Origin of the sequence: Nocardia sp. NPDC050710 (assembly GCF_040654375.1) — a bacterium.
Taxonomy (GTDB): domain Bacteria; phylum Actinomycetota; class Actinomycetes; order Mycobacteriales; family Mycobacteriaceae; genus Nocardia.
Genome location: NZ_JBFAHV010000014.1, coordinates 130,502 through 150,704 on the forward strand (window position 1 = coordinate 130,502; position 20,203 = coordinate 150,704).

General features: G+C 67.3%; 22 protein-coding genes and 1 pseudogene. 12 read left to right on the plus strand and 11 right to left on the minus strand.

Going from position 1 to position 20,203, the window contains the following annotated elements:
- Nucleotides 1-14: 14 nt before the first annotated feature.
- Genes AB0H61_RS23210 through AB0H61_RS23220 form a run of 3 tightly spaced genes read left to right on the plus strand, consistent with a single transcriptional unit; the run spans nucleotide 15 to nucleotide 2,404 of the window.
- Complete coding sequence (locus AB0H61_RS23210; RefSeq protein WP_357307795.1) at nucleotides 15-1,073, plus strand: hypothetical protein; 1,059 nt, start codon at nucleotides 15-17, stop codon at nucleotides 1,071-1,073.
- Nucleotides 1,074-1,322 carry a DUF5703 family protein gene (locus AB0H61_RS23215; protein ID WP_357307797.1) on the plus strand — a complete coding sequence of 83 codons (249 nt, stop codon included), beginning with the start codon at nucleotides 1,074-1,076 and terminating at the stop codon, nucleotides 1,320-1,322.
- 5 nt (nucleotides 1,323-1,327) lie between these two features.
- Nucleotides 1,328-2,404, plus strand: coding sequence for a quinone-dependent dihydroorotate dehydrogenase (locus AB0H61_RS23220; protein ID WP_357307799.1), 1,077 nt, complete (start codon nucleotides 1,328-1,330; stop codon nucleotides 2,402-2,404).
- Nucleotides 2,405-2,512: 108 nt separating this feature from the next.
- On the opposite strand, the gene AB0H61_RS23225 is transcribed toward AB0H61_RS23220, so the two are convergent.
- Genes AB0H61_RS23225 through AB0H61_RS23235 form a run of 3 tightly spaced genes read right to left on the minus strand, consistent with a single transcriptional unit; the run spans nucleotide 2,513 to nucleotide 3,366 of the window.
- A complete protein-coding gene (locus tag AB0H61_RS23225) occupies nucleotides 2,513-2,914 on the minus strand; it encodes a hypothetical protein (RefSeq protein ID WP_357307801.1) in 402 nt (133 codons plus the stop codon).
- A 15-nt stretch (nucleotides 2,915-2,929) separates the two neighbouring features.
- A complete protein-coding gene (locus AB0H61_RS23230) occupies nucleotides 2,930-3,196 on the minus strand; it encodes a hypothetical protein (RefSeq protein ID WP_357307803.1) in 267 nt (88 codons plus the stop codon).
- Nucleotides 3,193-3,366 carry a hypothetical protein gene (locus tag AB0H61_RS23235; protein WP_357307805.1) on the minus strand — a complete coding sequence of 58 codons (174 nt, stop codon included), beginning with the start codon at nucleotides 3,364-3,366 and terminating at the stop codon, nucleotides 3,193-3,195. Before AB0H61_RS23235 ends, AB0H61_RS23230 begins: the two co-directional genes overlap by 4 nt.
- A 312-nt stretch (nucleotides 3,367-3,678) precedes the next feature.
- On the opposite strand from AB0H61_RS23235, the gene AB0H61_RS23240 reads away from it, so the two are divergent.
- The 4 genes from AB0H61_RS23240 to AB0H61_RS23255 all read left to right on the plus strand — a co-directional run bounded on the left by AB0H61_RS23240 (nucleotide 3,679) and on the right by AB0H61_RS23255 (nucleotide 8,780).
- Nucleotides 3,679-5,166: a PfkB family carbohydrate kinase gene (locus AB0H61_RS23240; protein ID WP_357307807.1), complete on the plus strand. Its 1,488-nt coding sequence runs from the start codon at nucleotides 3,679-3,681 to the stop codon at nucleotides 5,164-5,166.
- Nucleotides 5,167-5,331: 165 nt separating this feature from the next.
- Nucleotides 5,332-5,967: a GTP cyclohydrolase II gene (locus AB0H61_RS23245; protein WP_357307809.1), complete on the plus strand. Its 636-nt coding sequence runs from the start codon at nucleotides 5,332-5,334 to the stop codon at nucleotides 5,965-5,967.
- 175 nt (nucleotides 5,968-6,142) lie between these two features.
- A complete protein-coding gene (ribA, locus tag AB0H61_RS23250) occupies nucleotides 6,143-6,748 on the plus strand; it encodes a GTP cyclohydrolase II RibA (RefSeq protein WP_357307811.1) in 606 nt (201 codons plus the stop codon).
- 202 nt (nucleotides 6,749-6,950) lie between these two features.
- Nucleotides 6,951-8,780: a long-chain fatty acid--CoA ligase gene (locus AB0H61_RS23255; protein ID WP_357307813.1), complete on the plus strand. Its 1,830-nt coding sequence runs from the start codon at nucleotides 6,951-6,953 to the stop codon at nucleotides 8,778-8,780.
- Nucleotides 8,781-8,840: 60 nt separating this feature from the next.
- On the opposite strand, the gene AB0H61_RS23260 is transcribed toward AB0H61_RS23255, so the two are convergent.
- Both AB0H61_RS23260 and AB0H61_RS23265 read right to left on the minus strand, forming a co-directional pair.
- Complete coding sequence (locus AB0H61_RS23260; protein WP_357307815.1) at nucleotides 8,841-9,368, minus strand: YbhB/YbcL family Raf kinase inhibitor-like protein; 528 nt, start codon at nucleotides 9,366-9,368, stop codon at nucleotides 8,841-8,843.
- 37 nt (nucleotides 9,369-9,405) lie between these two features.
- Nucleotides 9,406-10,767 (minus strand): M20/M25/M40 family metallo-hydrolase, encoded by a 1,362-nt coding sequence (locus AB0H61_RS23265; protein ID WP_357307817.1) that lies wholly within the window; start codon nucleotides 10,765-10,767, stop codon nucleotides 9,406-9,408.
- A 652-nt stretch (nucleotides 10,768-11,419) separates the two neighbouring features.
- Here AB0H61_RS23265 and AB0H61_RS23270 point away from each other — a divergent pair.
- The 3 genes from AB0H61_RS23270 to AB0H61_RS23280 all read left to right on the plus strand — a co-directional run bounded on the left by AB0H61_RS23270 (nucleotide 11,420) and on the right by AB0H61_RS23280 (nucleotide 15,234).
- On the plus strand, nucleotides 11,420-12,085 hold the full coding sequence (locus tag AB0H61_RS23270; protein ID WP_357307819.1) for a hypothetical protein: 666 nt from the start codon (nucleotides 11,420-11,422) through the stop codon (nucleotides 12,083-12,085).
- A 618-nt stretch (nucleotides 12,086-12,703) separates the two neighbouring features.
- The gene (locus AB0H61_RS23275) at nucleotides 12,704-13,612 is read left to right on the plus strand and encodes an ABC transporter ATP-binding protein (protein ID WP_357307821.1); all 909 of its coding nucleotides are present in this window, start codon (nucleotides 12,704-12,706) and stop codon (nucleotides 13,610-13,612) included.
- Nucleotides 13,609-15,234 (plus strand): polyketide antibiotic transporter, encoded by a 1,626-nt coding sequence (locus AB0H61_RS23280; protein WP_357307823.1) that lies wholly within the window; start codon nucleotides 13,609-13,611, stop codon nucleotides 15,232-15,234. Before AB0H61_RS23275 ends, AB0H61_RS23280 begins: the two co-directional genes overlap by 4 nt.
- Before the next feature lie 157 nt (nucleotides 15,235-15,391).
- On the opposite strand, the gene AB0H61_RS23285 is transcribed toward AB0H61_RS23280, so the two are convergent.
- Together AB0H61_RS23285 and AB0H61_RS23290 are read right to left on the minus strand one after the other, a co-directional pair.
- Entirely contained in the window at nucleotides 15,392-16,123 is a 732-nt protein-coding gene (locus AB0H61_RS23285; protein ID WP_357307825.1) for a cation transporter, read from the minus strand.
- On the minus strand, nucleotides 16,123-16,458 hold the full coding sequence (locus AB0H61_RS23290; protein ID WP_357307827.1) for a metalloregulator ArsR/SmtB family transcription factor: 336 nt from the start codon (nucleotides 16,456-16,458) through the stop codon (nucleotides 16,123-16,125). The genes AB0H61_RS23285 and AB0H61_RS23290 overlap by 1 nt, the downstream gene beginning before the upstream one ends.
- Before the next feature lie 133 nt (nucleotides 16,459-16,591).
- Here AB0H61_RS23290 and AB0H61_RS23295 point away from each other — a divergent pair.
- Nucleotides 16,592-16,690 (plus strand): annotated as a pseudogene (locus AB0H61_RS23295) (hypothetical protein); the annotation flags it as partial.
- A gap of 341 nt (nucleotides 16,691-17,031) precedes the next feature.
- On the opposite strand, the gene AB0H61_RS23300 reads toward AB0H61_RS23295, so the two are convergent.
- From AB0H61_RS23300 to AB0H61_RS23315, 4 genes are all read right to left on the minus strand, one after another.
- Nucleotides 17,032-17,373, minus strand: coding sequence for a hypothetical protein (locus tag AB0H61_RS23300; RefSeq protein ID WP_357307829.1), 342 nt, complete (start codon nucleotides 17,371-17,373; stop codon nucleotides 17,032-17,034).
- Between the two features lie 98 nt (nucleotides 17,374-17,471).
- Nucleotides 17,472-18,782, minus strand: a complete 1,311-nt coding sequence (locus AB0H61_RS23305; RefSeq protein ID WP_357307831.1) for an FAD-binding oxidoreductase — start codon at nucleotides 18,780-18,782, stop codon at nucleotides 17,472-17,474.
- Nucleotides 18,783-18,866: 84 nt separating this feature from the next.
- Nucleotides 18,867-19,211 carry a DoxX family protein gene (locus tag AB0H61_RS23310; RefSeq protein ID WP_357307833.1) on the minus strand — a complete coding sequence of 115 codons (345 nt, stop codon included), beginning with the start codon at nucleotides 19,209-19,211 and terminating at the stop codon, nucleotides 18,867-18,869.
- Between the two features lie 227 nt (nucleotides 19,212-19,438).
- Nucleotides 19,439-19,561, minus strand: a complete 123-nt coding sequence (locus AB0H61_RS23315; RefSeq protein ID WP_357307835.1) for a hypothetical protein — start codon at nucleotides 19,559-19,561, stop codon at nucleotides 19,439-19,441.
- A gap of 42 nt (nucleotides 19,562-19,603) precedes the next feature.
- Here AB0H61_RS23315 and AB0H61_RS23320 point away from each other — a divergent pair, with 42 nt between their 5' ends.
- Nucleotides 19,604-20,008 carry a TetR family transcriptional regulator C-terminal domain-containing protein gene (locus AB0H61_RS23320; RefSeq protein WP_357307837.1) on the plus strand — a complete coding sequence of 135 codons (405 nt, stop codon included), beginning with the start codon at nucleotides 19,604-19,606 and terminating at the stop codon, nucleotides 20,006-20,008.
- Nucleotides 20,009-20,203 lie beyond the last annotated feature (195 nt).

The window sequence follows — 20,203 nt, forward strand, 5'->3', positions numbered from 1 at the left end:
AAGGAGTTCGGTGGATGCGCCCTCGCGGCTCGGTCCCCTGCGCGCTCGCGGGCGTGGCGGTGCTGGCTTTGCTGACCGGATGCTCCGCCGATAAGGGCGAACCGGACGTCCCCACCAGGGAACCGGCCACCGCGGCCGTCGCACCGGTGACGGCGACGAAGCCCGCCGGTGAGGTCGCCGGTCTCGCGAATCCGATCGGTGCATTGGTGGCCGAGACGGGTACCGGGCAATTGGTCGCGCTCGACGCCAGCGGTCCGACCAGCACCATGCTCTTCGTCGTCGACCCCGCGACACTGCGGCGCACCGACCCCACCGGTGTCCCCGACCTCGGCATGCGGACGCTGTTGTTGCCCGCACCCGGCGCGAGTCTGGCCCAGGGCAAACCCGGTGAAGTCCTTATCCCCGCACGCGATCGGATCTTGCGCGTCGACATCGCTACCGGCGTCATCGGCGAGGTCGCCATCGACGGCGATGCCCGATCGGTGCAGTACCGCGCCGACGACACGCTCGTGGTCGGCACGGCCGACGGCAAGGTACGCACCCTCGCGCCCAACGGCGACGTCCGGCAGACCGTGACGGGTCTGGTCTCCGCCGACGCCGTCGCCCTCACTCCCGAATACATCGCCGTCCTGGACCGCCGCCAGACCTCCCTCACCGAAATCGAATCGGTCGAGGACCATCTCGGTCTGGCCCTGCGCGCGGGTGATGGAGCGACGAATATGATCTCCGACCACTACGGCCGGGTCATCGTCACCGACACCGCCGGCGGCGAACTTTTGGTCTACACGACCGGTCCGCTCGTCCTGCGTCAGCGATTCCCGGTAGGATCGTCGCCTTACGCGCTTGCCTACGATCAACGGTCCGAGACCGTGTGGGTGACGTGCACGCAGAGCAACGAAGTCGTCGGATTCGATCTGTCGACGGGTATACCGAAGGAAGTGGGCCGCTTCCCAACCGTGCGCCAACCTGATTCGGTGACCATCGACGAACGGACCGGCGATCTGTTCGTCGGATCGGCGACCGGAGACGGTCTGCAGCGAATTCGTGCGGACGAGCGGAAGAGAGGGCAGTAGATGGCGCCGAAAAGCTCCCGCGCAGCGCTACCGGCGAGCTGGGAAACCAGCAGCGACGATTATGAATACGTACCGCTGCGACTACCGAAGGACGTGAACCGGGTGACCGCGTCGATGCGCCTGGCGATCCAGGCCGAATTCGGCGGCTGGGAACTCTCGCGAGTGCGCGCCTATACCGACGGCAGTCGGCGCGTACTGCTGCGTCGGCGGAAAACCGCTCTCCTACCCCAGTCAGAGCCGGGGATGTGACGCCGATGTACGGACTGCTGCTGCGCCTGATGTTCCTGCTCCCGCCGGAGCGCATCCATCACCTCGCCTTCGCCGCGTTGCGCCTGGCGACCCGATTCGCGCCGACTCGCCTGCTGTTGGCCAAGCTGCTGGTGTCACAGGATCCGATCCTGCGTAACACCGCGTTCGGCATCGATTTCGCCGCGCCGCTGGGTCTGGCCGCCGGATTCGACAAGAACGCCGACGGTGTCGACGCATGGGGCCCGCTGGGATGGGGCTTCGCCGAGATCGGCACCGTCACCGCACAGGCCCAGCCGGGCAATCCGGCGCCACGGATGTTCCGGCTGCCCGCCGATCACGCCCTGATCAATCGGATGGGTTTCAACAACCACGGCGCCGGGCGCGCCGCGGAGCAGTTGCGTACTCGCACCAGCCCGGTGCCGATCGGCGCCAATATCGGTAAGACCAAAATCGTCGAACCGGCCGACGCCGCGGCCGACTACGCGACCAGCGCCGCCCTGCTCGGCCCGCTGGCCGATTTCGTGGTCGTCAACGTCAGCTCGCCCAATACGCCAGGTCTGCGTGACCTGCAGGCCGTCGAATCCCTGCGGCCGGTGCTGCAGGCGGTGCTCGATCAGGTCCGGGTACCGGTGCTGGTCAAGATCGCCCCCGACCTGTCCGATGACGATATCGACGCCGTCGCCGACCTCGCCGTCGAACTCGGCCTCGCGGGCATCGTCGCGACCAACACCACCATCCGCCGCGACGGCCTGCGCACCGATCCCGCTGAAGTCGCCGCAATGGGCCCGGGTGGCCTCTCCGGCGCGCCGGTGGCCGACCGCTCCCTCGAGGTTCTGCGCCGTCTCTACCGCCGCGTCGGCGACCGCTTGGTCCTGATCTCCGTCGGCGGCATCGAAACCCCCGCCCAGGCCTACGAACGCATTCTGGCCGGCGCCACCCTCCTGCAGGGGTACACCGGTTTCATCTACGGCGGGCTCTTCTGGACCCGCAAGATTCATCGCGGACTCGCCGAGCGCCTGCGCGCGCAGGGGTACAGCTCGATCGCCGAGGCGGTCGGCGCGGAGCACGTGGCCCACACCTGAATCCGTTGCGCGGCAACAAGGTATGAGACATCGGGCTCGACCCCGCCCCGAGCCCGACACCCGCACCGCCCCTCGCCGCGTCGGTCGGCAGTCCATATCACCGGTGCCTCAGTTGCGCACGTGTGGAGAACCTTTGGGACGCAGTGAGGTCCGGTAGGGGCGGAAATCGCGGCCGGTGGGTGCACCCACCGGCGTATCGTCCTGATCCCCCGGCTGCTGTTGCAGGCGCTCCTCGATTCGCTTGGACAGCAGGATCAACGCGTGTTCCCACATAATGCCCAGGGTGTCGGCACGACTGGCGGCCTGGGCATGCGCGATGCGGTCGTGCACGATGCTGAGGTCGCTGAGCAGCTCATCGAGCTCCATGCCTGCCAGCGCCTGCTCACGGGTCAGCCGCCGGTCCGGCAGCCAACTCAACCGCCAGACCGCATCACCGGTTCCGGCGTCCCGATACGCGTATTCGGGGCTGACATCGCTGATCATTGTCCATTCGGTGGCTTCTACGGTCATCACTGCCTCCGGGTGCTACAGCTCGAGCAGGATCTGCTCCAGGGGAATTCCGAGTTGTCCGGCGCAATGCACGGCCCGGATGTGGGCCGATCGATCGTGCCGATAGGTCTGGGTGCTGACGATCTCGGCGAGATCCATCCCCGCAAGTGCCTGTTCACGGGTGAGCAGGCGGTCGGGCAGCCAGCTCAGCCGCCACGACTTGAGCCACTTCTCGGCGACGCGCTGCGCCGATTCGTGGGTGACATCGCTGGTCATCGACCAGTCGGTGACAAAGATGGTCACGAATGACTCCTGTCGAGCATCCGCTGGTGCGGCAGGTTCACAGCCCGCCGCATGGTGATCGCCGAATTCGCCGGTGGCCGGATCGTCACGGCTTTCGCGTGGGCCGAGGGGTCGTCGCGAGCCTTGTTCGGGGTGCGCGAAGCGACGGCATAGTCTGGTTCGAGCGGCATATGTCGAGGCGAACGTGCGTCGCCCGGCTAGTCGAGCTCCCGGTTCGGAACCAGCTCGGCGTCGGCTTCGCAGCGGTCGCGCCGCCTGCGCTGCCGGATCAGCAGGATCTCTCTCATCACCAGTCCCTCCCGCGTTTCTGGTGGGGACGATAAGATCGTCCAAAGCCAGTGTGGCATTTGCCTTTTGTCGGGTCAATTGCCGGAGTATCTTGGGGATTGCCGGTCTCGCCGCAAGCTAAACGCCAGAGTCGCGGCAATCCCCCACTGAACGACAACGAAACGGCAACGACGCAGACGGAGGGCGGATCCGCAATGGTCCCGCAGGACGCCCGCACGGTCGTGATTCGCGACATCCTCACCCGGCTGTGCACATACTACGGTCTGAAGCCGGAACGCTTGAGCAGCACCGAGATCGATATCGGTCCGCTGCTGGATCTGGCCGTGGTACGGCAGTACGCGCATCGAACGGGTAAGCCGCCCAGCGAAATCATGCTGACGGTGGTGCGTGACATGGTGCGCAGACTGCCACCGACCGATCTGCTGATCGCCGATGTGACGTTATCGCTCGGCCTGTTCCGGGAAAGTCCCCCTGACGGAATCGATCTGGATCGGCTGTACGCGGACAACCTCGGCCCGCGCCGGGAATATCTGGTCCTGCAGTGGCGACCGCTGCACGAGGCCTTGCACGCCGAGGTCATTCCTCCGGCGCCGACGGTGAAAAGACTCCGGACATCGGTGGAGAGCGACACCTTCACCACATTGGCGGGTCTGCTCGCCAGCGATTCCGGCTATGTCATCACCCCTGCCGCTCCGAGCGCGAAAGTTCTGGTCCCGCTGCCGAATTCACCGTCGAGGGTGGGACGGGTGACGGTCGTCGGGGATGCGGTCATCGATCACCTCTATCGGGTCGACCGGTTTCCGTCGGTCGAGACGCCCGCCTCCGGTGGATATACCGAGCATCCCGGTGGAAAGGGCCTGAATCGGGCGGTGGCGACCGCCCGATTGGGGTTGGAGGTGCATATCCTTTCGGCGATCGGCGATGACAAGGGCGGCGGCAAGATCCTGGACTACCTGGAGCGCGAGGATGTGCACAGGGAGCTGATCAAGGTCGTCCGCAACGGTGCGTCGCCGATCACGGCGGTGATCATGCAGCCCAGCGGCGACACGATCCTGATCGGTTGTCGCGATGACAAAGTCAAGCTCGAGGTGGCGGATGTGCTGACCCCGGCGGTGCGGGCGGTGATCGGCGCGTCGGATGTGGTGCTGCTGACCTTCGAACATCCTCGGGGTATCGCCGAACAGGTCATCGCCCTGGTGCGCGAGATGCGGCCCAAGCCGAAGCTGATTGTCTGTCCGACGCCGAGTGTGGATGTGCCGCAAGATCTTTACCGGTATCTGGATGCCGTCGACTACCTGGTCGGGACGCCGGGCGAACTCGGGAAGATGCTCCCGGACAAGCCGACCGCATCGAGTGAGGACAGCGCGCGACGGCTGCGCGGTCTCGGCGTGCGGGCGGTGTGTGCGATCGAGGACTTCCGGTGTGCGCTGTGGTCGGATCACCTCACCGTCGAAGTCGCGCACTTCCAAGGTGCGCTGAAACAAGCACCCGGCGCCGCGGCCGCATTCTCCGCCGCCTTGGCCTATCGGCTGGTCATCTCGGGTGGGTTGTTGGAGGACGATGACATCGTCTGGGCGACCGCGGCGATGATCCCTACGCAGAAGTTGGGGGCAGTACCGGGCACGATGCCGCAGAAGAGTCAGGTCGATGCGGTCGTCAGACTCGCTGCGGACCACCGTTGAAGGGCGGAGCGGCGGCGGAGCGTGTTACAGGTCGGTAATTAGAAGTGCGCTATTGTAACATAATGATCGCGGCTCTAGTATGAGTTCTTCATCACAGTCATGTAGGGTCTCGACGTCATCTCGCATGTGCAATGAACAATTGCACCGTTAACGGTCGGAGGAGCGTTGACCACTGCTGCGTCGAATCTTGCGGAGGCCGGTCACCGGTTCGCACGCAAGGGGCGTGAACTACCGGTTCGAGTGATCGAACTGTCGGATCGCGGCGACGGGGGTGGCCACATCCTCGTCTTCGGAGATCTCATCGACGATTGCCTGGTTCGAGTGCATTCACGGTGTCTGTACGGGGAGTCGCTCGGCTCCGACGATTGCGACTGCGGGCCGGAACTCGACAAGGCATTGGACATGATCGTCGAGGAGAAGGCCGGTGTGCTCGTCTACCTCGAACAAGAGGGACGTGGCGCGGGGCTGATCAACAAGGCGCGCGGTTACGCGGAGAGCGAGCGGGCGGGTACGGACACCTTCGCGAGTTACGAGCAGCTCGGTCTGGACGCGGATGCGCGGTCCTACGGCAACGCGGCCGATGCCCTTGCGGGACTTGGCATTACGAAGGTACGGCTGCTGACCAATAATCCCGCCAAGGCGGAAGCGTTGCGCGAGGCCGGCCTGGAGGTATCGCCGATACCGCTGGTCACGAAGCTGCTGAGTGAGCGTGCGGCACAGTATTTGGAGGCCAAACGACGCTTCCGCGGACACTGGATTCCGACCGATGATGCGCCGTGGTCGGTGGTCGAGGTGAGCTAGTCGCTGCGACGACGGTGCGCCTGCGGCTACCATAGATGGATTGTGCGACTGGCAATTACGCAGTCCATCCGACCGCTTCACTGTGCATCGGAGGAGCATGGCCAAAGCGGCACCGAGTCTCTCCGAAACCGGGCATCGGTTGACTCGAAAGGGTCGCGAACTCCGCGTTCGAGTGATGCCGATACCCGGCGCGGTCGATGGTGGCCATGCGCTCGTCTTCGGCGATGTCGGTGACGGTTGCCTCGTCCGGATCCACTCCCGATGCTTGTACGGTGACGCACTGCAGTCCGAGGACTGCGATTGCGGACCCGAACTGGAACTGTCGATGGACATGATTCAGAACGCGGGCTGCGGTGTGCTGGTCTACCTCGAGCAGGAAGGCCGCGGCGCCGGTCTGATCAACAAGGCCCGAGGTCTGCGCACGAGCGAGGAATTCGATGTCGATACGTTCGACAGCTATGAACTACTCGGCCTGAATGCCGACACCCGCTGCTACGGTCTCGCGGCCGAGGCGCTGCTGTGTCTCGGTCTGCGGTCGGTGACGTTGCTGACCAACAACCCCGACAAGGTTCGTGCCGTGCGGGATAAAGGGATCGCCGTATCCGTGGCGCCTCTGGCGACGCGTCCGCGTAGCGAACGGGCGAGGCAATACCTCGATGCCAAGCGTCGCCGCCGCGGCCACACGATCCCGTCCGAGGACGAACTTGCGCATTTGACGCGGCCTTCGTGGCTGCGCTGCGGGGGTCTGCTGTGGTGGTGGCGCCGCCTTCTTCCGCTCTGAACCAAGGTTTCGTGAGTAACGGACGCCACATTCGCAATCTTCTGGCTACGATACGTGAGCCGCGCCACTCGATGACGCGCCGACCCGTGAGGCGATGACATAGCTACGCCACGTTCTGTCGTGAATTTCGGGTCTTGCCCAGCAGCGGTACTGCGGGCCGCATCGAGGCCGGTTCACGACAGAGTTATCGGGAACAGGGAAAATGAGCACAACAGAAATCGGTTTCGCGCACGAGTCAGGCAAGACGGTGTACACCGTGCCCGAGGCATTCCAGGAGACCGTGAAGTTGCGGCCGGATCAGGTCGCGCTGCGCACGGTTGGCGGGACCCTGGAGATCACCTGGAAGCAGTACGGCGAGCGCGTGAAGGCGCTGGCATCCGGACTGGCCGCGCTGGGTGTCGGCCACGGCGACACGGTCGGCCTCATGCTCACCAACCGGCCCGAGTTCAACCTGGTCGACACGGCCGCGCTGCACCTGGGCGCCACGCCGTTCTCGATCTACAACACCAGCTCGCCGGAGCAGATCACCCACCTGTTCACCAATGCGGCGAATAAGGTCGTCGTCACCGAGAACGTTTTCCTGGACGTGATCAAGGCCGCCGGTGTGCCGCTCGAACACATCGTGGTCGTGGATGGCCCGGCGGCGGGCACGATCTCGCTCGCCGACGTCGAGTCGAACCCGGCCGCCGACTTCGATTTCGAGGCGTCGTGGCAGGCGGTGAAGCCGGATGGTCTGGCCACTCTGATCTACACCTCGGGCACCACCGGCCCGTCCAAGGGCGTCGAGATCACCCACCGCAATGTGCTGGCCCAGATCATCGCGCTGGTCAAGGGCCCGCTGCCGGTCGGCTTCGACGACCGTGCCATCTCCTACCTGCCCGCAGCGCACGTCGCCGACCGTATCTCCGGGCATGCCATCAGCCTGCTCACCGGTGTCCTGATCACCTGCGTGCCGGACCCGCGCGAGATCGCCGCGGCCCTGCCGGACGCCCGCCCGACCACGTTCTTCGGCGTGCCGCGAGTGTGGCAGAAGATCAAGGCCGGAATCGACGGCAAGCTGGCCACCGAACCGAGCCCGGTGAAGAAGGCGCTCGCGCACTGGGCCATCGCAACCGGTGTCGCCGCCGCACGCGCCGACCTGGCGGGCAAGGGTCGCGGCCCGGTGCTCGGTATGCAGTACAAGATCGCCGACGCGCTGGTGCTCTCCAAACTCCGGCACGCGCTCGGCCTGGACAAGCTCAGGGTGGCGGCCTCGGGCGCGGCCGCGATCCCGCCGGAGACTCTGGAGTATTTCCTCGGGCTGGGGTTCACCGTCAGTGAGGTATGGGGAATGTCGGAGACCACCGGCGTCGCCACCTACACCGAACTGGCCAAGCCGCGGCCGGGTTCGGTCGGCCGGGCCGTCGACGGGCTGGAGATCCGGCTCGGCGAGGACGGCGAGCTGCTCGTGCGCGGTCCGATCGTCACCCCGGGCTACCGCAAGCAGCCTGATAAGACCAAGGAGGCGATCGACTCCGACGGTTGGCTGTCCACCGGCGATGTCGCGACCATCGACGCCGACGGCTACGTGCGCATCGTGGACCGCAAGAAGGAACTGATCATCAACGAGTCGGGCAAGAACATCTCCCCGACCAATATCGAGAATGCGGTCAAGGCCGTTTCTTCGCTGGTCGGTCAGGTCGTGGCGATCGGTGAGGCGAAGCCGTACATTTCGGCGCTGATCGTGCTCGACCCCGATACCGCCGCCATCCGGGCCAAGGAATTCGACGCGCCCGGCGACGATCTGGCCGCGCTGGCCACCCGCAAGGAGATCGTCGACGAGGTGCTGGCCGCGGTGATCGCGGGCAATAGGAAGCTGTCGCGGGTGGAGCAGATCAAGCGCTTCACCGTGGTCGGCAAGCCATGGGAGCCGGGCGGCGACGAGCTGACCCCGACCATGAAGCTCAAGCGCAATCCGATCGCGGCGAAGTACGCCGAGGAGATCGTCGCGCTGTACGCCGACCCGGTGCCGGACACTGTCGTCAACGTCTGAGTTTCACGCATACGCCGGTGGCCCCGAGGCTTTTGCTCTCGGGGCCACCGGCGTATCGGATTACTTCCGCTCGTAGGTGCCCACCAGGACGGCGCGGGCCAGGCTGTGGGAGAACAGATTGAAGCCGAGGTAGGCGGCGGTCGCCGACGCATTGATGCCCAGACTCTCCACGTCCACCGCGTGGACGGCCACGAAGTAGCGGTGTGGGCCGTGTCCGGGCGGAGGCGCCGCCCCGACGAAACCTGGGAAGCCTCCGTCGTTGTTCAATGTGATCGCCCCCGAAGGCAGAGTGCCGCCCTCACTACCGGCGCCGGCGGGCAGCGAGGTTACCGATACCGGGATATCGGCAACGGCCCAGTGCCAGAAACCCGACGCGGTCGGCGCGTCCGGGTCGAATACGGTGACCGCGAAACTCTTGGTCTCCGTGGGGAATCCGGACCAGGACAGCTGCGGTGAGATGTCCTTGCCTCCGGCGCCGAAGACGCCGCTGACCTGATCGTTGTTCAGCGGACTGCCGTCGGTCACATCCTCGGAGGTCAGGGTGAAGCTCGGCACCTGCGGGAGTGCGTCGTACGGGTTGCGGGTCATATTTCTCCTCGAGGTCGTCGGGAAGGTTCGAGCGATTTCAGCTGTGCAGTAGGAAGTGTTCCAGTACGCGGGTGCCGAACTCGAGCGCGTCCACCGGAACCCGTTCGTCCACACCGTGGAACAGCGCGCTGAAGTCCAATTCCGGCGGCAGCTGTAGCGGTGCGAAACCGAAGCAGCGAATGCCCAATCGGGCGAAGGCCTTCGCGTCGGTGCCGCCGGACAGCATGTAGGGCACAGTGCGGCCCTGCTCATCGTGCGCGAGGATGGCGGCGTTCATCGCGTCGACCAGATGGCCGTCGAATGTCGTTTCGTAGGAATCGAGTTTGGTGATCCACTCGCGTTCCACATCCGGGCCGATGATCTCGTCCACCTCGCGTTCGAACGCGGCCTGCCTACCCGGCACCACGCGACAGTCGACAACCGCCTCAGCGGTCTGCGGGATGACATTCGCCTTGTAACCGGCGGACAGCATGGTCGGATTCGCAGTATCGCGCAGTGTCGCACCGATAATGCGCGAAATGGTGCCCAGCTTCGCCAGTTGGCCCTCGATATCGGGGCTGGTCGGATCGAACTCCAGCCCGGTCTCCTCCGCGACCGCGGCCAGGAATTCCGCCACCGAATCCGAAAGCACCAGCGGGAAGGTGTGTTTGCCGAGCCGCGCCACCGCATCCGCCAGGATGGTGACCGCGTTGTCCTCGTGCAGGAACGAGCCGTGCCCGGCGCGGGCCTTGGCGCGCAGGCGCATCCAGCCCAGACCCTTCTCGGCCGTCTCGACCAGGTAGAGCCTGCGCTCGGTGCCGTCCGGCCGCGGTACCGTCAGCGAGAATCCGCCGACCTCCCCCACCGCCTCGGTGACGCCATCGAACAGGTCGGGCCGGTTGTCCACCAGCCAGTGCGACCCCCACTTGCCGCCGTTCTCCTCATCGGCGAGGAAGGCGAAGACGATGTCGCGCGGCGGCACCGTCCCCTCGATCTTGAACTGGCGCGCGACCGCCAGCATCATGCCGACCATATCCTTCATATCGATCGCGCCGCGCCCCCACACATAGCCGTCGCGGACCGTGCCCGAGAACGGGTGCACACTCCAATCCGCGGCCTCCGCGGGCACCACATCCAGGTGCCCGTGCATCATCAGCGCGCCCCGCCTGGAATCGGCACCCTTCAAGCGCGCGAACACATTTCCGCGCCCCGGCGCCCCCGACTCCACATACTCCGTGGTGTACCCCGCTTGCTGCAGCTGATCAGCCACCCACTGCGCACACTCACGCTCCCCCTTGGTGGTAGCCAAATCCCCGGTATTCGAGGTATCGAACCTGATCAGCGCACTGACCAGCTCCACCACCTCGTCCACCGCGCGAGACCTGCTGTTCGGACCGGATCCTTCGCCAGTAACGGACACGCTCCCTTTCCTACCACTGCTCGCCACTCACCCGCGCCACCCATGCCGCCGCGTCGGCCGCCGCAGCGCGGTGGCATGGGCATTTCCGCCGGGTGCACCGCAACATCACCCTGATCGCAAACCTCGCGATCAGGGTGCGGACCTCCGGAAGGCACGTGCAACGCGGGCGAAATGAGGCACCGAAACGGCGGAAGCCTGGTGTCGGCACCGTGCCTCTGCTCGCCCGGTTGGCGGCCAAGGCGTCGATCCGGGCTGTCGAAACCCGCAACGTCGTGGTCGACTGCTCGGGCCAATCCGGCTTGCCGGCATAGACGTGGGTACTCGTTCCAGGCGTTGATCCGGGCTTGGACATCGGCTTCGAGTTCGATGACCGAGCGGTGCAGTTTGCGGTTGGTCAGCTCGGCGAACCAACGTTCATGGAACCCCGAGGGCCTTCGCTCGGAACCACGAATCAGCTGAGGGCCGCGAAGACGTCCGAGGCTGCGGCCATCACCGCAGCCTCGGCGGTCTGCTTGTCGACATGTCCGGCAGAAGCCGTGCGCCGTGCGGTTGCTGGTTTGCGTTGCGGCGCCGTGGGGGTGAAGATGATCTCCTCGTCCGCATCGTGCTCGGGGGCCGTGCCCAGGCTGTGCAGGGTGCCGTGGAGGCGAAGATGATCGCAGAGTTCCAGCCCGGTGTGGCAGTGGTTTCACCGGATCGACGCTGGTGGTTCGTCGATGGTGAACTACGTTCGGAATCGACGGTCTTCGCGCCATACCGAATGTATTGCTTCGACCGCTGGACCTACGCGCAGTTTCTCCGGGATGGCGTGCTCGTACTGGCCTTCGAGACCGATTACGAGTGGGACGACCACCTCATGGCCGTGATGGGACCTCAACACGGTGGCCTGCTGGTGTTGCGGCTCGATACCGAGAACTGCTGGCAGCTTGTGGAATTCGACCACGGTGAACGTCACGGAGAAGAATTCGTCCCCGCTGCTGTCGTTTGGCATTCCCGGGGCGTGCTGGCATGGCTCAACAATGGCAAGTTGGAAGGCCGGGCTCTGCGCCGGCGCCGTGTCCTGGACTCTGGGCATCCGCAAGGTCTGCAGTACTGCGACGACCACGAGCTCATACGGCTGGAGTTCGAAGTCCGCGGTGCGTGGGAGACCCTTGCCCTGTCCGAGGACGGGGTAGTACTCACCGCTGGCGGCCGAGCCGGATCTGTTCGCTTCGACCTCGACAACAACCGAGTCTCGTGTGACGGTGAACCCTGGCAGGAGCCGACTTCGACCAGCCTCGATCGGTTGTACTGGTACGTAGCCGATTCCGAGGCTTGACCGGGCCTTGCCGATATCCAGTAATCGGCAGGTGCGGTCGTGGCCGCGAAATCACGAATCGCTCAATGGCCTTCGCTCTCACTGACAACCCACCGCAGCGACAACACGACCCCGGTACGACGGCGGTCAACGCGCGAGGCCATGATCGCCGCGGCCCGGTCCGTCGGCAACCGAGAGCCGTCCACGGGTCGCGAGTGTGTGGTGGATGGATGCCGACGGCAGGTGATGGGTGGATGCTTACGCCGCAGTGCGGCGGTCGATCAGGATCACGCGGCGACCGCCGGTGTTGTCTGGGGTGCGCGGGTGCGCATACAAGCGCCCGTACCCCTGACATCTGCGGTCGCCGGGGGTATCAGCGTACGGCGAGCTGCGGGCGGTGAGATCGCAGTAGGACAAACTCGCCCGGACCGGCCATGCCCACTTTGTGCTGGGTATCGATGTCCGGTCGTATCACCACTTGGCCCGATGACGCGGCCTTTCGCTGTCGCGATGTGCGCTGCCGGTCGAAAGCCCGCAGCGCCTGCGGCAGTGGAGTACCTTTTAATCAGGTGAGCCGGGAAGTCTGGTCGGCGTGTCGTATCCGCCGACTTCGAAAGGGCTTCCATGTCCACAGCGGCGATGTCCGCACGCGTCATCGATACCCGCGCGGCCATCTCGATCGAGCAACTGTCCAAGCACTTCGGCCGCACCCTCGCGGTCGACGACCTGACCCTGACCGTCGGGTCCGGCGAGGTGTTCGGCTTCCTCGGACCCAACGGCGCGGGCAAGTCGACCACCATCCGGCTGATTCTCGGACTGATTCGACCGACCGCGGGCACGGTGCGGGTGTTCGGTGCGGACGCCGGTGATGTGCGGCGCGCGCACCGCCATCTCGCCTACGTGCCCGCCGATGTGGCCTTGTGGCCGTCTTTGACCGGTGCCGAGACGCTCGAGCTACTCGCCCGCGTCGGCCCTGGCATCGACGTGGACTATCGCGCCGAGCTGATCGACCGCTTCGATCTCGATGTCGACAAGCCCGGGAAGGCCTATTCCACCGGGAACAGGCAGAAGGTCGCCCTGGTCGCCGCTTTCGCCTGCCGGGCTTCGCTGCTCGTCCTCGACGAACCGACCGCCGGGCTGGACCCGCTGATGGAACGAGAGTTCCGCCGGTGCATCGCCGAAGCACGCGAGCGCGGGCAGACGGTGTTCTTGAGTTCGCACCAGCTCGGCGAGGTCGAGGCGCTGTGCGACAGGGTCGGGATCCTGCGCGCGGGCAAACTCGTGGAGATCGCGACACTGGCCGAGCTGCGCCGACTGCACCGCACGATTGTCGAGGTCGCCTACCAGGGCGCGGCGCCGGCGCTGGACCGGGTGGACGGTGTCGAGGCCGTCGAGGTGCTCGGCGAGGGCCGGACACGGTTCACTCTGTCCGGGCCGCCCGCGGCCGCGTTGCGCACGCTGGCCGCGGCGCAAGTGACGGCGCTGTCGTCTCGGGAACCCACGCTCGAGGAGATCTTCCTCGACTACTACGGGCAGGAGCCGCGATGACCACCATGACGGTCCGGCCGCATCCGGTGAGTGTTTCCGCACCCGGGCGGGCGGCGGCCCGGCTCATTCGGCGACAGGCACGGCGCGGCGCGGCGATGGTGGCGCTCACTGCCTCGGGTATGTCGGCTCTGGTCGCGGCTCAGTACCGCACGACCTTCGCCGACAGCATCGACGCGGGCGCGCTGCGCGCGCTGGCCGAGAACCCCTCTGTGCGAATCCTGTTCGGAGCACCGCTCGCCCTCGATGATCCCGGCGGGTTCACCGTCTGGCGCACCGGTACCCCGGTGCTGGTGCTGTGCGGTATGTGGGCACTGCTGGCAGCCACACGCCTCACTCGCGGCGAGGAGGACGCCGGGCACTGGGACCTGCTGCTCGGCGGCAGGTTGCGCGCGATAGATCTGGTCGTGCGCTGCGCGGGCACACTGTGCTTGGCCGCCGCCGTGATCGCGACGGCAGTCGGAGCCGGTCTGGTCGTGACCGGCACGGACTCCACCGGAGCGGTCCTGCACGCACTGTGCGCGTTCGGATCGACCGTGACCTTCGCAAGCATCGGACTGCTGGCCGCGCAGCTGCTGCCCTCCCGGGCGGCGGCCGCCGGGCTCGCCTCGGCCGTGCTCGGGACAAGCCTGCTGCTGCGGATGCTCGCCGACGGTGTCCCCGCGCTCGCGTGGACCGCCTGGCTCACCCCCTTCGGGCTCGCCGCTCGCGTCGCCCCGTACGCCGACAACCGAATCGAACCGCTGTTCGTCTTGGCGGTACTCGCCATCGTGCCCACTGCGGCGGCGCTGGTCGCCGCCCGCGGACGCGACCTCGGCGGCGCCCTGATCACGCTGTCCGGCACCAGACCCGCCCGCACTCGGCTGCTCGGATCGGTGCACGGCTTCGCCGTTCGGCGTGCCCTGGCACCCACCACGGGTTGGGGCGTGGCCATCGCCGCCTACTTCCTGCTCATCGGCGCGTTGATCTCCTCGATCCTCGAATTCTTCGCCGAGAACCCGCGTTTCGCCGAACTCGCCGCGGCGGCCGGGTTCGGCGGCCTCGATTCGGCCACCGGATTCGCCGCCGCGATGTTCGCCCTGCTCTCCATCCCGGCCGGGCTCTACGCCGCCACGCGTATCACCACCATGGCCGCCGACGAGAAGGCGCGCCGCTGGACCGCCCTGCACGCGCTCCCGCTGCCCCGCGTCCAGTCGGCGGGAACCGAAATCGCTGTCACCGCAGGGGGTCTCGCAGCGCTGTTGCTCACCGCGGCGGTCGCGATGTGGGTCGGCGCGGTCCTGACCGGTGCGCCGCTGAGCCTGCCCGAGGCCATCGCAGGCGCCGCCAACGCCGCCCCGGTCGCTTTGCTCGCGCTCGGCGCCGCGGCACTGGCACTGGGCTGGTTCCCCGAGGCAGTCGGTCTGATCGGCGCCGTGCCCGTCGTCGGCGGGTTTCTCCTCGACGTCGTCGCCCAGAGCATCGGTGCGCCCGGCTGGGTCCGCGAAATCTCCCCCTTCGCGCACCTCGCCGCCGTGCCCGACACCGCGCCCGACTGGGGAGCGAGCCTCACCCTCGCCGCTGTCGCGATCGTGGCCGCGACGATCGGACTGTACGGCTACAACCGCCGCGACCTGAGAGGCTGAACCTCCATGTCACCGTTCGCGATCCGCTCCGGCCGCACCGTCGAAAGCCGATCGCCCATACCCATCCCGTGCTGATCGCGATCCGTTGCGCTTCCTCGGATCGCCTACTGCTCACCGAATTCGCACGGCGACGATGCGGCGGCGGGGAGGCCGGGCATCAGCGGTCCTTTCCGCCGGAGTCTTCGCAGCAGTCGCAGGCGTGCTCGTCCGTTCCCGCGCCGCCGAGAAGTGCGGTCGGTGTGGGGCAGCAGGTGTCGCCCTTCCAGGCGTTGCGGCCCTCCTTCACCGCGATCGCGGCGATGACGAGTGCGGCGATCGGGTCGGCCCAGGACCAGCCGAAGAGGCTGTTGAGCAGCAGCCCGATCAACAGGACCGCCGAGAGGTAGGTGCACAGCAGGGTCTGCTTGGAATCGGCTACCGCGGAGGCGGATCCGAGTTCGCGTCCGGCCCGGCGCTGCGCCCACGACAGCACCGGCATGACGACCAGGCTGACCGCGGCCAGGGTGATCCCGATCGGCGAGTGCCGCGCGTCGCCGATACCGAGCAGGCCGCGCACCGACTCGACGGTGACGTAGGTGGCGAGGGCGAAGAACGAGAACGCGATGATCCGCAGCGCGATCTTCTCTCGTCTCTCCGGATCTCGGCCGGCGAACTGCCAGGCCACCGCGGCGGCCGAGGACACCTCGATCACCGAATCGAGGCCGAACCCGATCAGTGCGGTCGAGGACACCCGCGCGCCCTCGGTGAGCGCGATGACCGCCTCGATGACGTTGTAAGAGATGGTCGCGGCGACGAGCCATCGGATCCGCCGAGCCAGCACCGCCTTGCGGTCCGGGCTCGGCCCGACCGAGACCGCGGACGGTCGCGAGGGCATCCCCAGGGAGGCCATCAGCAGCAACCTTCGGTGTCGGAGTCCGGGCAGCAGGCCGGGTCGACCGCCAGCACCAGGCCGAGCAGGTCGTCGAGGGTGGCCGCGATGCGGGCGTCGGCGAGTTCGTAGCGGCTGCGGCGGCCTTCCGAGACCGCGACCACCAGCCCGCACCCGCGCAGGCACGCGAGATGGTTGGACAGGATCTGGCGGGTGACTCCGATCCGCTCGGCCAGATCCGACGGATATCCCGGCTCGAGGCGTAGGTTCAGCAGGATCCGGGTGCGGGTCGGATCCGACAGCGCATGCCCGAACCGGGCGAGAGCGTCGGTGTGCAGCGCTGACAGTGTCTCCATGAGGCAACAGTACATCAGAATCTGTATTCAGAAAATATTGGATCGTGATTCGGTGTTGCATCCTGTACCGGGGTACGGACTTACCGTCGATATATGACGATTTCTCCTGGAATCGAGGGGTGGGTGCCCGACGGCGCTGGACGGGTTCCGCCCCGACCGTTGGGACGTGATCGGCGGCGCCATCTGCCTGATCGGCGTCGCCGTCATCATGTACGCGCCCCGCGTCGCCTGACCTCACTCCTTCCCGAGATCCAGTTCTCGGTCGCGATGACGTCAGTTCCTACCCCGGGGTCACCACCCGCGTCGACGCCGCGCGGATCGTGGTGTGGGGCCACCGGTATGAGCTCTACGTCAACCAGATGAGCACTCGCTGACCGCTTCCCCACCCCGCCGTCGAGTCGCGCGCCCGCTGATGCCCGTGCGCCTGGGGCAGCCGCGGACGGAGTTCAGTGCCGAGCTGCGGCTCGCATGACGAGTTCGGCCACGTCTGCCGGACGCGAGACCGCGGTGGCATGTGAGGCGGTGGCTTCAACCGTGGTCGCGTTCGCCCGAGGCGGGCGACGACCACGGCGGCTACACCGCTGACATGAGGTCGGCCGGGTCGGTGTTCGCGCCGCAGAGTACGAAGGCGATGCGTTCGCCACGGTGCGGGCGGTAGCCGCCCGCACGCACGGCCGCCAGACCAGTGGCCGCGCCGTGTTCGACGGCGATGCGGTGGCGGTCCCAGAGCAGGCGGCGGGTGGCGATGATGGCGGGGTCGTCGACGACGATCGAACGCACGTCGGCGGCTCGGGCCCACGCCAACGCCGTGCCGCAGGCCCGGAGTGCGGCGGCGGCGATGACAGTGAGCGGCCGGACGACCCCGGTGACGCGATCCGCGGCGGCTTGGACATCGCCGGAGGTCGGGTTGAGCATGCGATTCACCTCGAGACCGAGCGGCCGGACGTCCACAGGTCGCGGGACAACGAGTGCCCGCGGCCTGTGGACGTCCGGCTCGGTGGGGCGGCCGATTCCTATCCGAGCACAGGGTAGTTCGACCGGATCACCCCTTGCGGATCTCGCGCCCGCTTGATCTCGCCTAGCCCTGCTAGCGTCCCGGCGTCGAACGCGCTCGCCGCGGTCTCTTCCGGGGTGAGGAAGGTGTAGGGCTTGCGGCCGGTGATGCTGCCGCCGAGCGCGTCGACGATCTCACGGCGGCGGCCCTTGACCGCGTCGGCCAGGTGCGGGAGGCCGAGGCCGAGCAGATACAGCAGGTAGGGCTCGGTGACGGGACCGCACGCACCGCCGCCGGGATGGGTTTGGGCCAGTGCGCCGCCTAGGTGGCGGATCTGGATGTCGACCAGCGGGGCGACGGGGCCTTCCAGCACGGTCTTGACGACCGCGTCGTCGAGGGCGGTCAGCAGTTCGCCGCGAGACAGCGACGGGCTCGGGTCGGTGGGTTCGGCGGTGATGGCGCCGAGGTCGGCCACCGCCAGCGCACCGCGGGTATCGGTGACGGCGCCGCCGATCGCGTCCAGCGCGGCGAGCAAGGCCCGGCCTGCTTCCGGGTCGCCCAGGTAGGCGGCGTCCAGCGCGACCATCGGCGGCGCGTCCGGGAACTGGAAACGGTGCAACCACACCGACAGTTCCGCGGGCGCGTCCGAGGTGAGCTGCTGGAACAGCTCGAAGACCGCCGCGGTGCGGGTGCCGGGCCACATCACCCGGCCGCCGTAGAGTCCGGGCGCCGGGAACAGGTCGAACTCTAGCCCGGTCACGATGGCGAAGTCTCCGCCGCCGCCGCGCAGCGCCCAGAACAGCTCGGGATCGTCGTCGGCCGTCACCCGCGCCGGAGCACCGGTCGCGTCGACGATGTCGAAGGCGCGCACCGCATCCGAGGCCCAGCCGTACTTGCGCCCGAACCAGCTCAGGCCACCGCCGAGCGTGTAGCCGGTCACCCCGACCACCGGGTTGCTGCCCGCCAGTCCCGTGAGCCCGTGCGCACCGGCCGCGGCCTGCACCGCACCCCAGTTCGCGCCCGCGCCGACCTTGGCGATCCGCCGTTCGGCGTCGATCTCGACGCTGTCGAGGCGCCCGGTGCGCAGCAGGATCGCCTCCGAGATCCCGCCCGCCGCACCGTGTCCGGTCGGCTGCGCCACCACGGGGACGCCCGCTCGCGCCGCGTGGGTGACGACGGCGGCCACGTCGGCGGCGTCGGCGGCCTCCACCACCGCGGCCACCGGCTGGCTCACCGTGATGTTCCACGGCCGCGCGGCGCCGTCGAAGCCCTCGTCGCCGGGCAGCAGCACCCGGCCACGGACCGCGTTGCGCAGAGCATCGAAAGACATTGTTGCTTCCTAACTTTCAGTCGTGCACAAAATGTAGGGCGCGGTCACGTTCGTCCGGGCCCACCTGAACTACGCGCGACGGAATTACGCGCGACGGAACTTCAGCGCGAGTGGCAACGGCTTCGGGTCGCGCTGGGCCGGGGCGCGCAGCGCCCAGGAGGCCAGCGTCAGCCCCGCGAAGACCAGCGGGGACACCGTGTTGGCGGTCGGATCGTCGACCGCGAGATGGGAGGCGGCCGCGCCGGCATAGACGAAGAACAGTCCGGCGTAAGCCCATTCCTTCAGTCGCGAGAATCCCGGCACCACCAGGGCGGCGACCGCGGCCACCTTGGCCACGCCGAGGATCGTCGCGAAGTACATCGGGTAGCGCAGCCCGGCGAAGGTCTCCTCGACGTACGGGATACGGGCCAGATCCCAGTACGCGCCCACACCGACTCGGTCAGCACAATGCCGGTGGTCGCGGCGAAGACGGCGAACTTGGTCCGCGAGGCCGCGGTGCGGCCCGCCACGGAGTCGATCAGGCTCCGCACGCGGTGTGCCGGAGTCGCGACGGTTGTGTTCATGATCGGTGTCCCTTTCGGATCGTGTTTCGGTGGGTGGCCGCCCGGTACCGCTATGACGACGCCGGGCGGGAAACTGTGACAGCGGGCCGCGGTTCAGGCCTGCTCGCCGCGGTGGTAGACGCCGGCGACGAACCCGGGGACATTGTTGGACTCGCAGTAGGCGGAAACCTGCTCGCGGAGCTGGACTTCGACGGTGTGCAGTGTGTTGTCGTTCATGCGAACGCTCGTCGAACCTTCCCCTTGGGGCAAGGTCAAGCCTTGAACAAAGAAACTCGACGAGGCGTTGCGGCAATTGGCCGCCCGGCAAGTCGAGCACTGTTCGATCAGCTGCCCGATGTTGCTGTCCCGCAACGGATTACTCGGCTCGCCGGGTACGTCACCGGCACTCTTGCCAGCGACCGCGAGTCCGGCGTCGCTCGCTACGAATTCTTCCTCGAAGTCGCGCGCCGTCCCCACCTGCGGGCCAGCCTCGACGAATGGGGAGCCACGCAGCGGGCGGCCTTCGCCGTCGAGCTCCGCGGCGCCGGATCCCCGAATCCCGAAGCCGAGGCTGCGGACCTGCTCACCCTCGTCAACGGCCTGATCCTCGAGCAACTCGCGCTGCCGGCCGACGGCTTCGAGACCACTCACCTGCGACCGGCCATCGCCCGGTTCTTCCCCTGAACCGTCAGCCGAATTCGATTCCGGTCAGCCGGTGATCGAGTCGAGGAGGATCCAGATCAGATCATCGAGCCGATCCAGCGTCGGCTGGGGCGCCGCGGTGCCTCGGCGTACTGCTGCGCCGCCGACTCGCCGATAGCAGCGAAAGTCGCGGACGGTGCGAGTCGTGGCCGTGTGAAGCAGAGTCCTGGTTGGGGA

Bases quoted from the DNA above. Each gene is read 5' to 3' on its own strand.
- AB0H61_RS23285 (WP_357307825.1), bottom strand. From the start codon at position 16,123: ATGGCCTCCCTGGGGATGCCCTCGCGACCGTCCGCGGTCTCGGTCGGG.
- AB0H61_RS23240 (WP_357307807.1), top strand. From the start codon at position 3,679: ATGGTCCCGCAGGACGCCCGCACGGTCGTGATTCGCGACATCCTCACC.
- AB0H61_RS23315 (WP_357307835.1), bottom strand. From the start codon at position 19,561: ATGAACGACAACACACTGCACACCGTCGAAGTCCAGCTCCGCGAGCAG.
- AB0H61_RS23225 (WP_357307801.1), bottom strand. From the start codon at position 2,914: ATGACCGTAGAAGCCACCGAATGGACAATGATCAGCGATGTCAGCCCC.
- ribA (WP_357307811.1), top strand. From the start codon at position 6,143: ATGCCGATACCCGGCGCGGTCGATGGTGGCCATGCGCTCGTCTTCGGC.
- AB0H61_RS23290 (WP_357307827.1), bottom strand. From the start codon at position 16,458: ATGGAGACACTGTCAGCGCTGCACACCGACGCTCTCGCCCGGTTCGGG.
- AB0H61_RS23210 (WP_357307795.1), top strand. From the start codon at position 15: ATGCGCCCTCGCGGCTCGGTCCCCTGCGCGCTCGCGGGCGTGGCGGTG.
- AB0H61_RS23305 (WP_357307831.1), bottom strand. From the start codon at position 18,782: ATGTCTTTCGATGCTCTGCGCAACGCGGTCCGTGGCCGGGTGCTGCTG.
- AB0H61_RS23220 (WP_357307799.1), top strand. From the start codon at position 1,328: ATGTACGGACTGCTGCTGCGCCTGATGTTCCTGCTCCCGCCGGAGCGC.
- AB0H61_RS23260 (WP_357307815.1), bottom strand. From the start codon at position 9,368: ATGACCCGCAACCCGTACGACGCACTCCCGCAGGTGCCGAGCTTCACC.
- AB0H61_RS23275 (WP_357307821.1), top strand. From the start codon at position 12,704: ATGTCCGCACGCGTCATCGATACCCGCGCGGCCATCTCGATCGAGCAA.
- AB0H61_RS23255 (WP_357307813.1), top strand. From the start codon at position 6,951: ATGAGCACAACAGAAATCGGTTTCGCGCACGAGTCAGGCAAGACGGTG.
- AB0H61_RS23235 (WP_357307805.1), bottom strand. From the start codon at position 3,366: ATGCCGCTCGAACCAGACTATGCCGTCGCTTCGCGCACCCCGAACAAG.
- AB0H61_RS23300 (WP_357307829.1), bottom strand. From the start codon at position 17,373: ATGCTCAACCCGACCTCCGGCGATGTCCAAGCCGCCGCGGATCGCGTC.
- AB0H61_RS23270 (WP_357307819.1), top strand. From the start codon at position 11,420: ATGATCGCAGAGTTCCAGCCCGGTGTGGCAGTGGTTTCACCGGATCGA.
- AB0H61_RS23280 (WP_357307823.1), top strand. From the start codon at position 13,609: ATGACCACCATGACGGTCCGGCCGCATCCGGTGAGTGTTTCCGCACCC.
- AB0H61_RS23215 (WP_357307797.1), top strand. From the start codon at position 1,074: ATGGCGCCGAAAAGCTCCCGCGCAGCGCTACCGGCGAGCTGGGAAACC.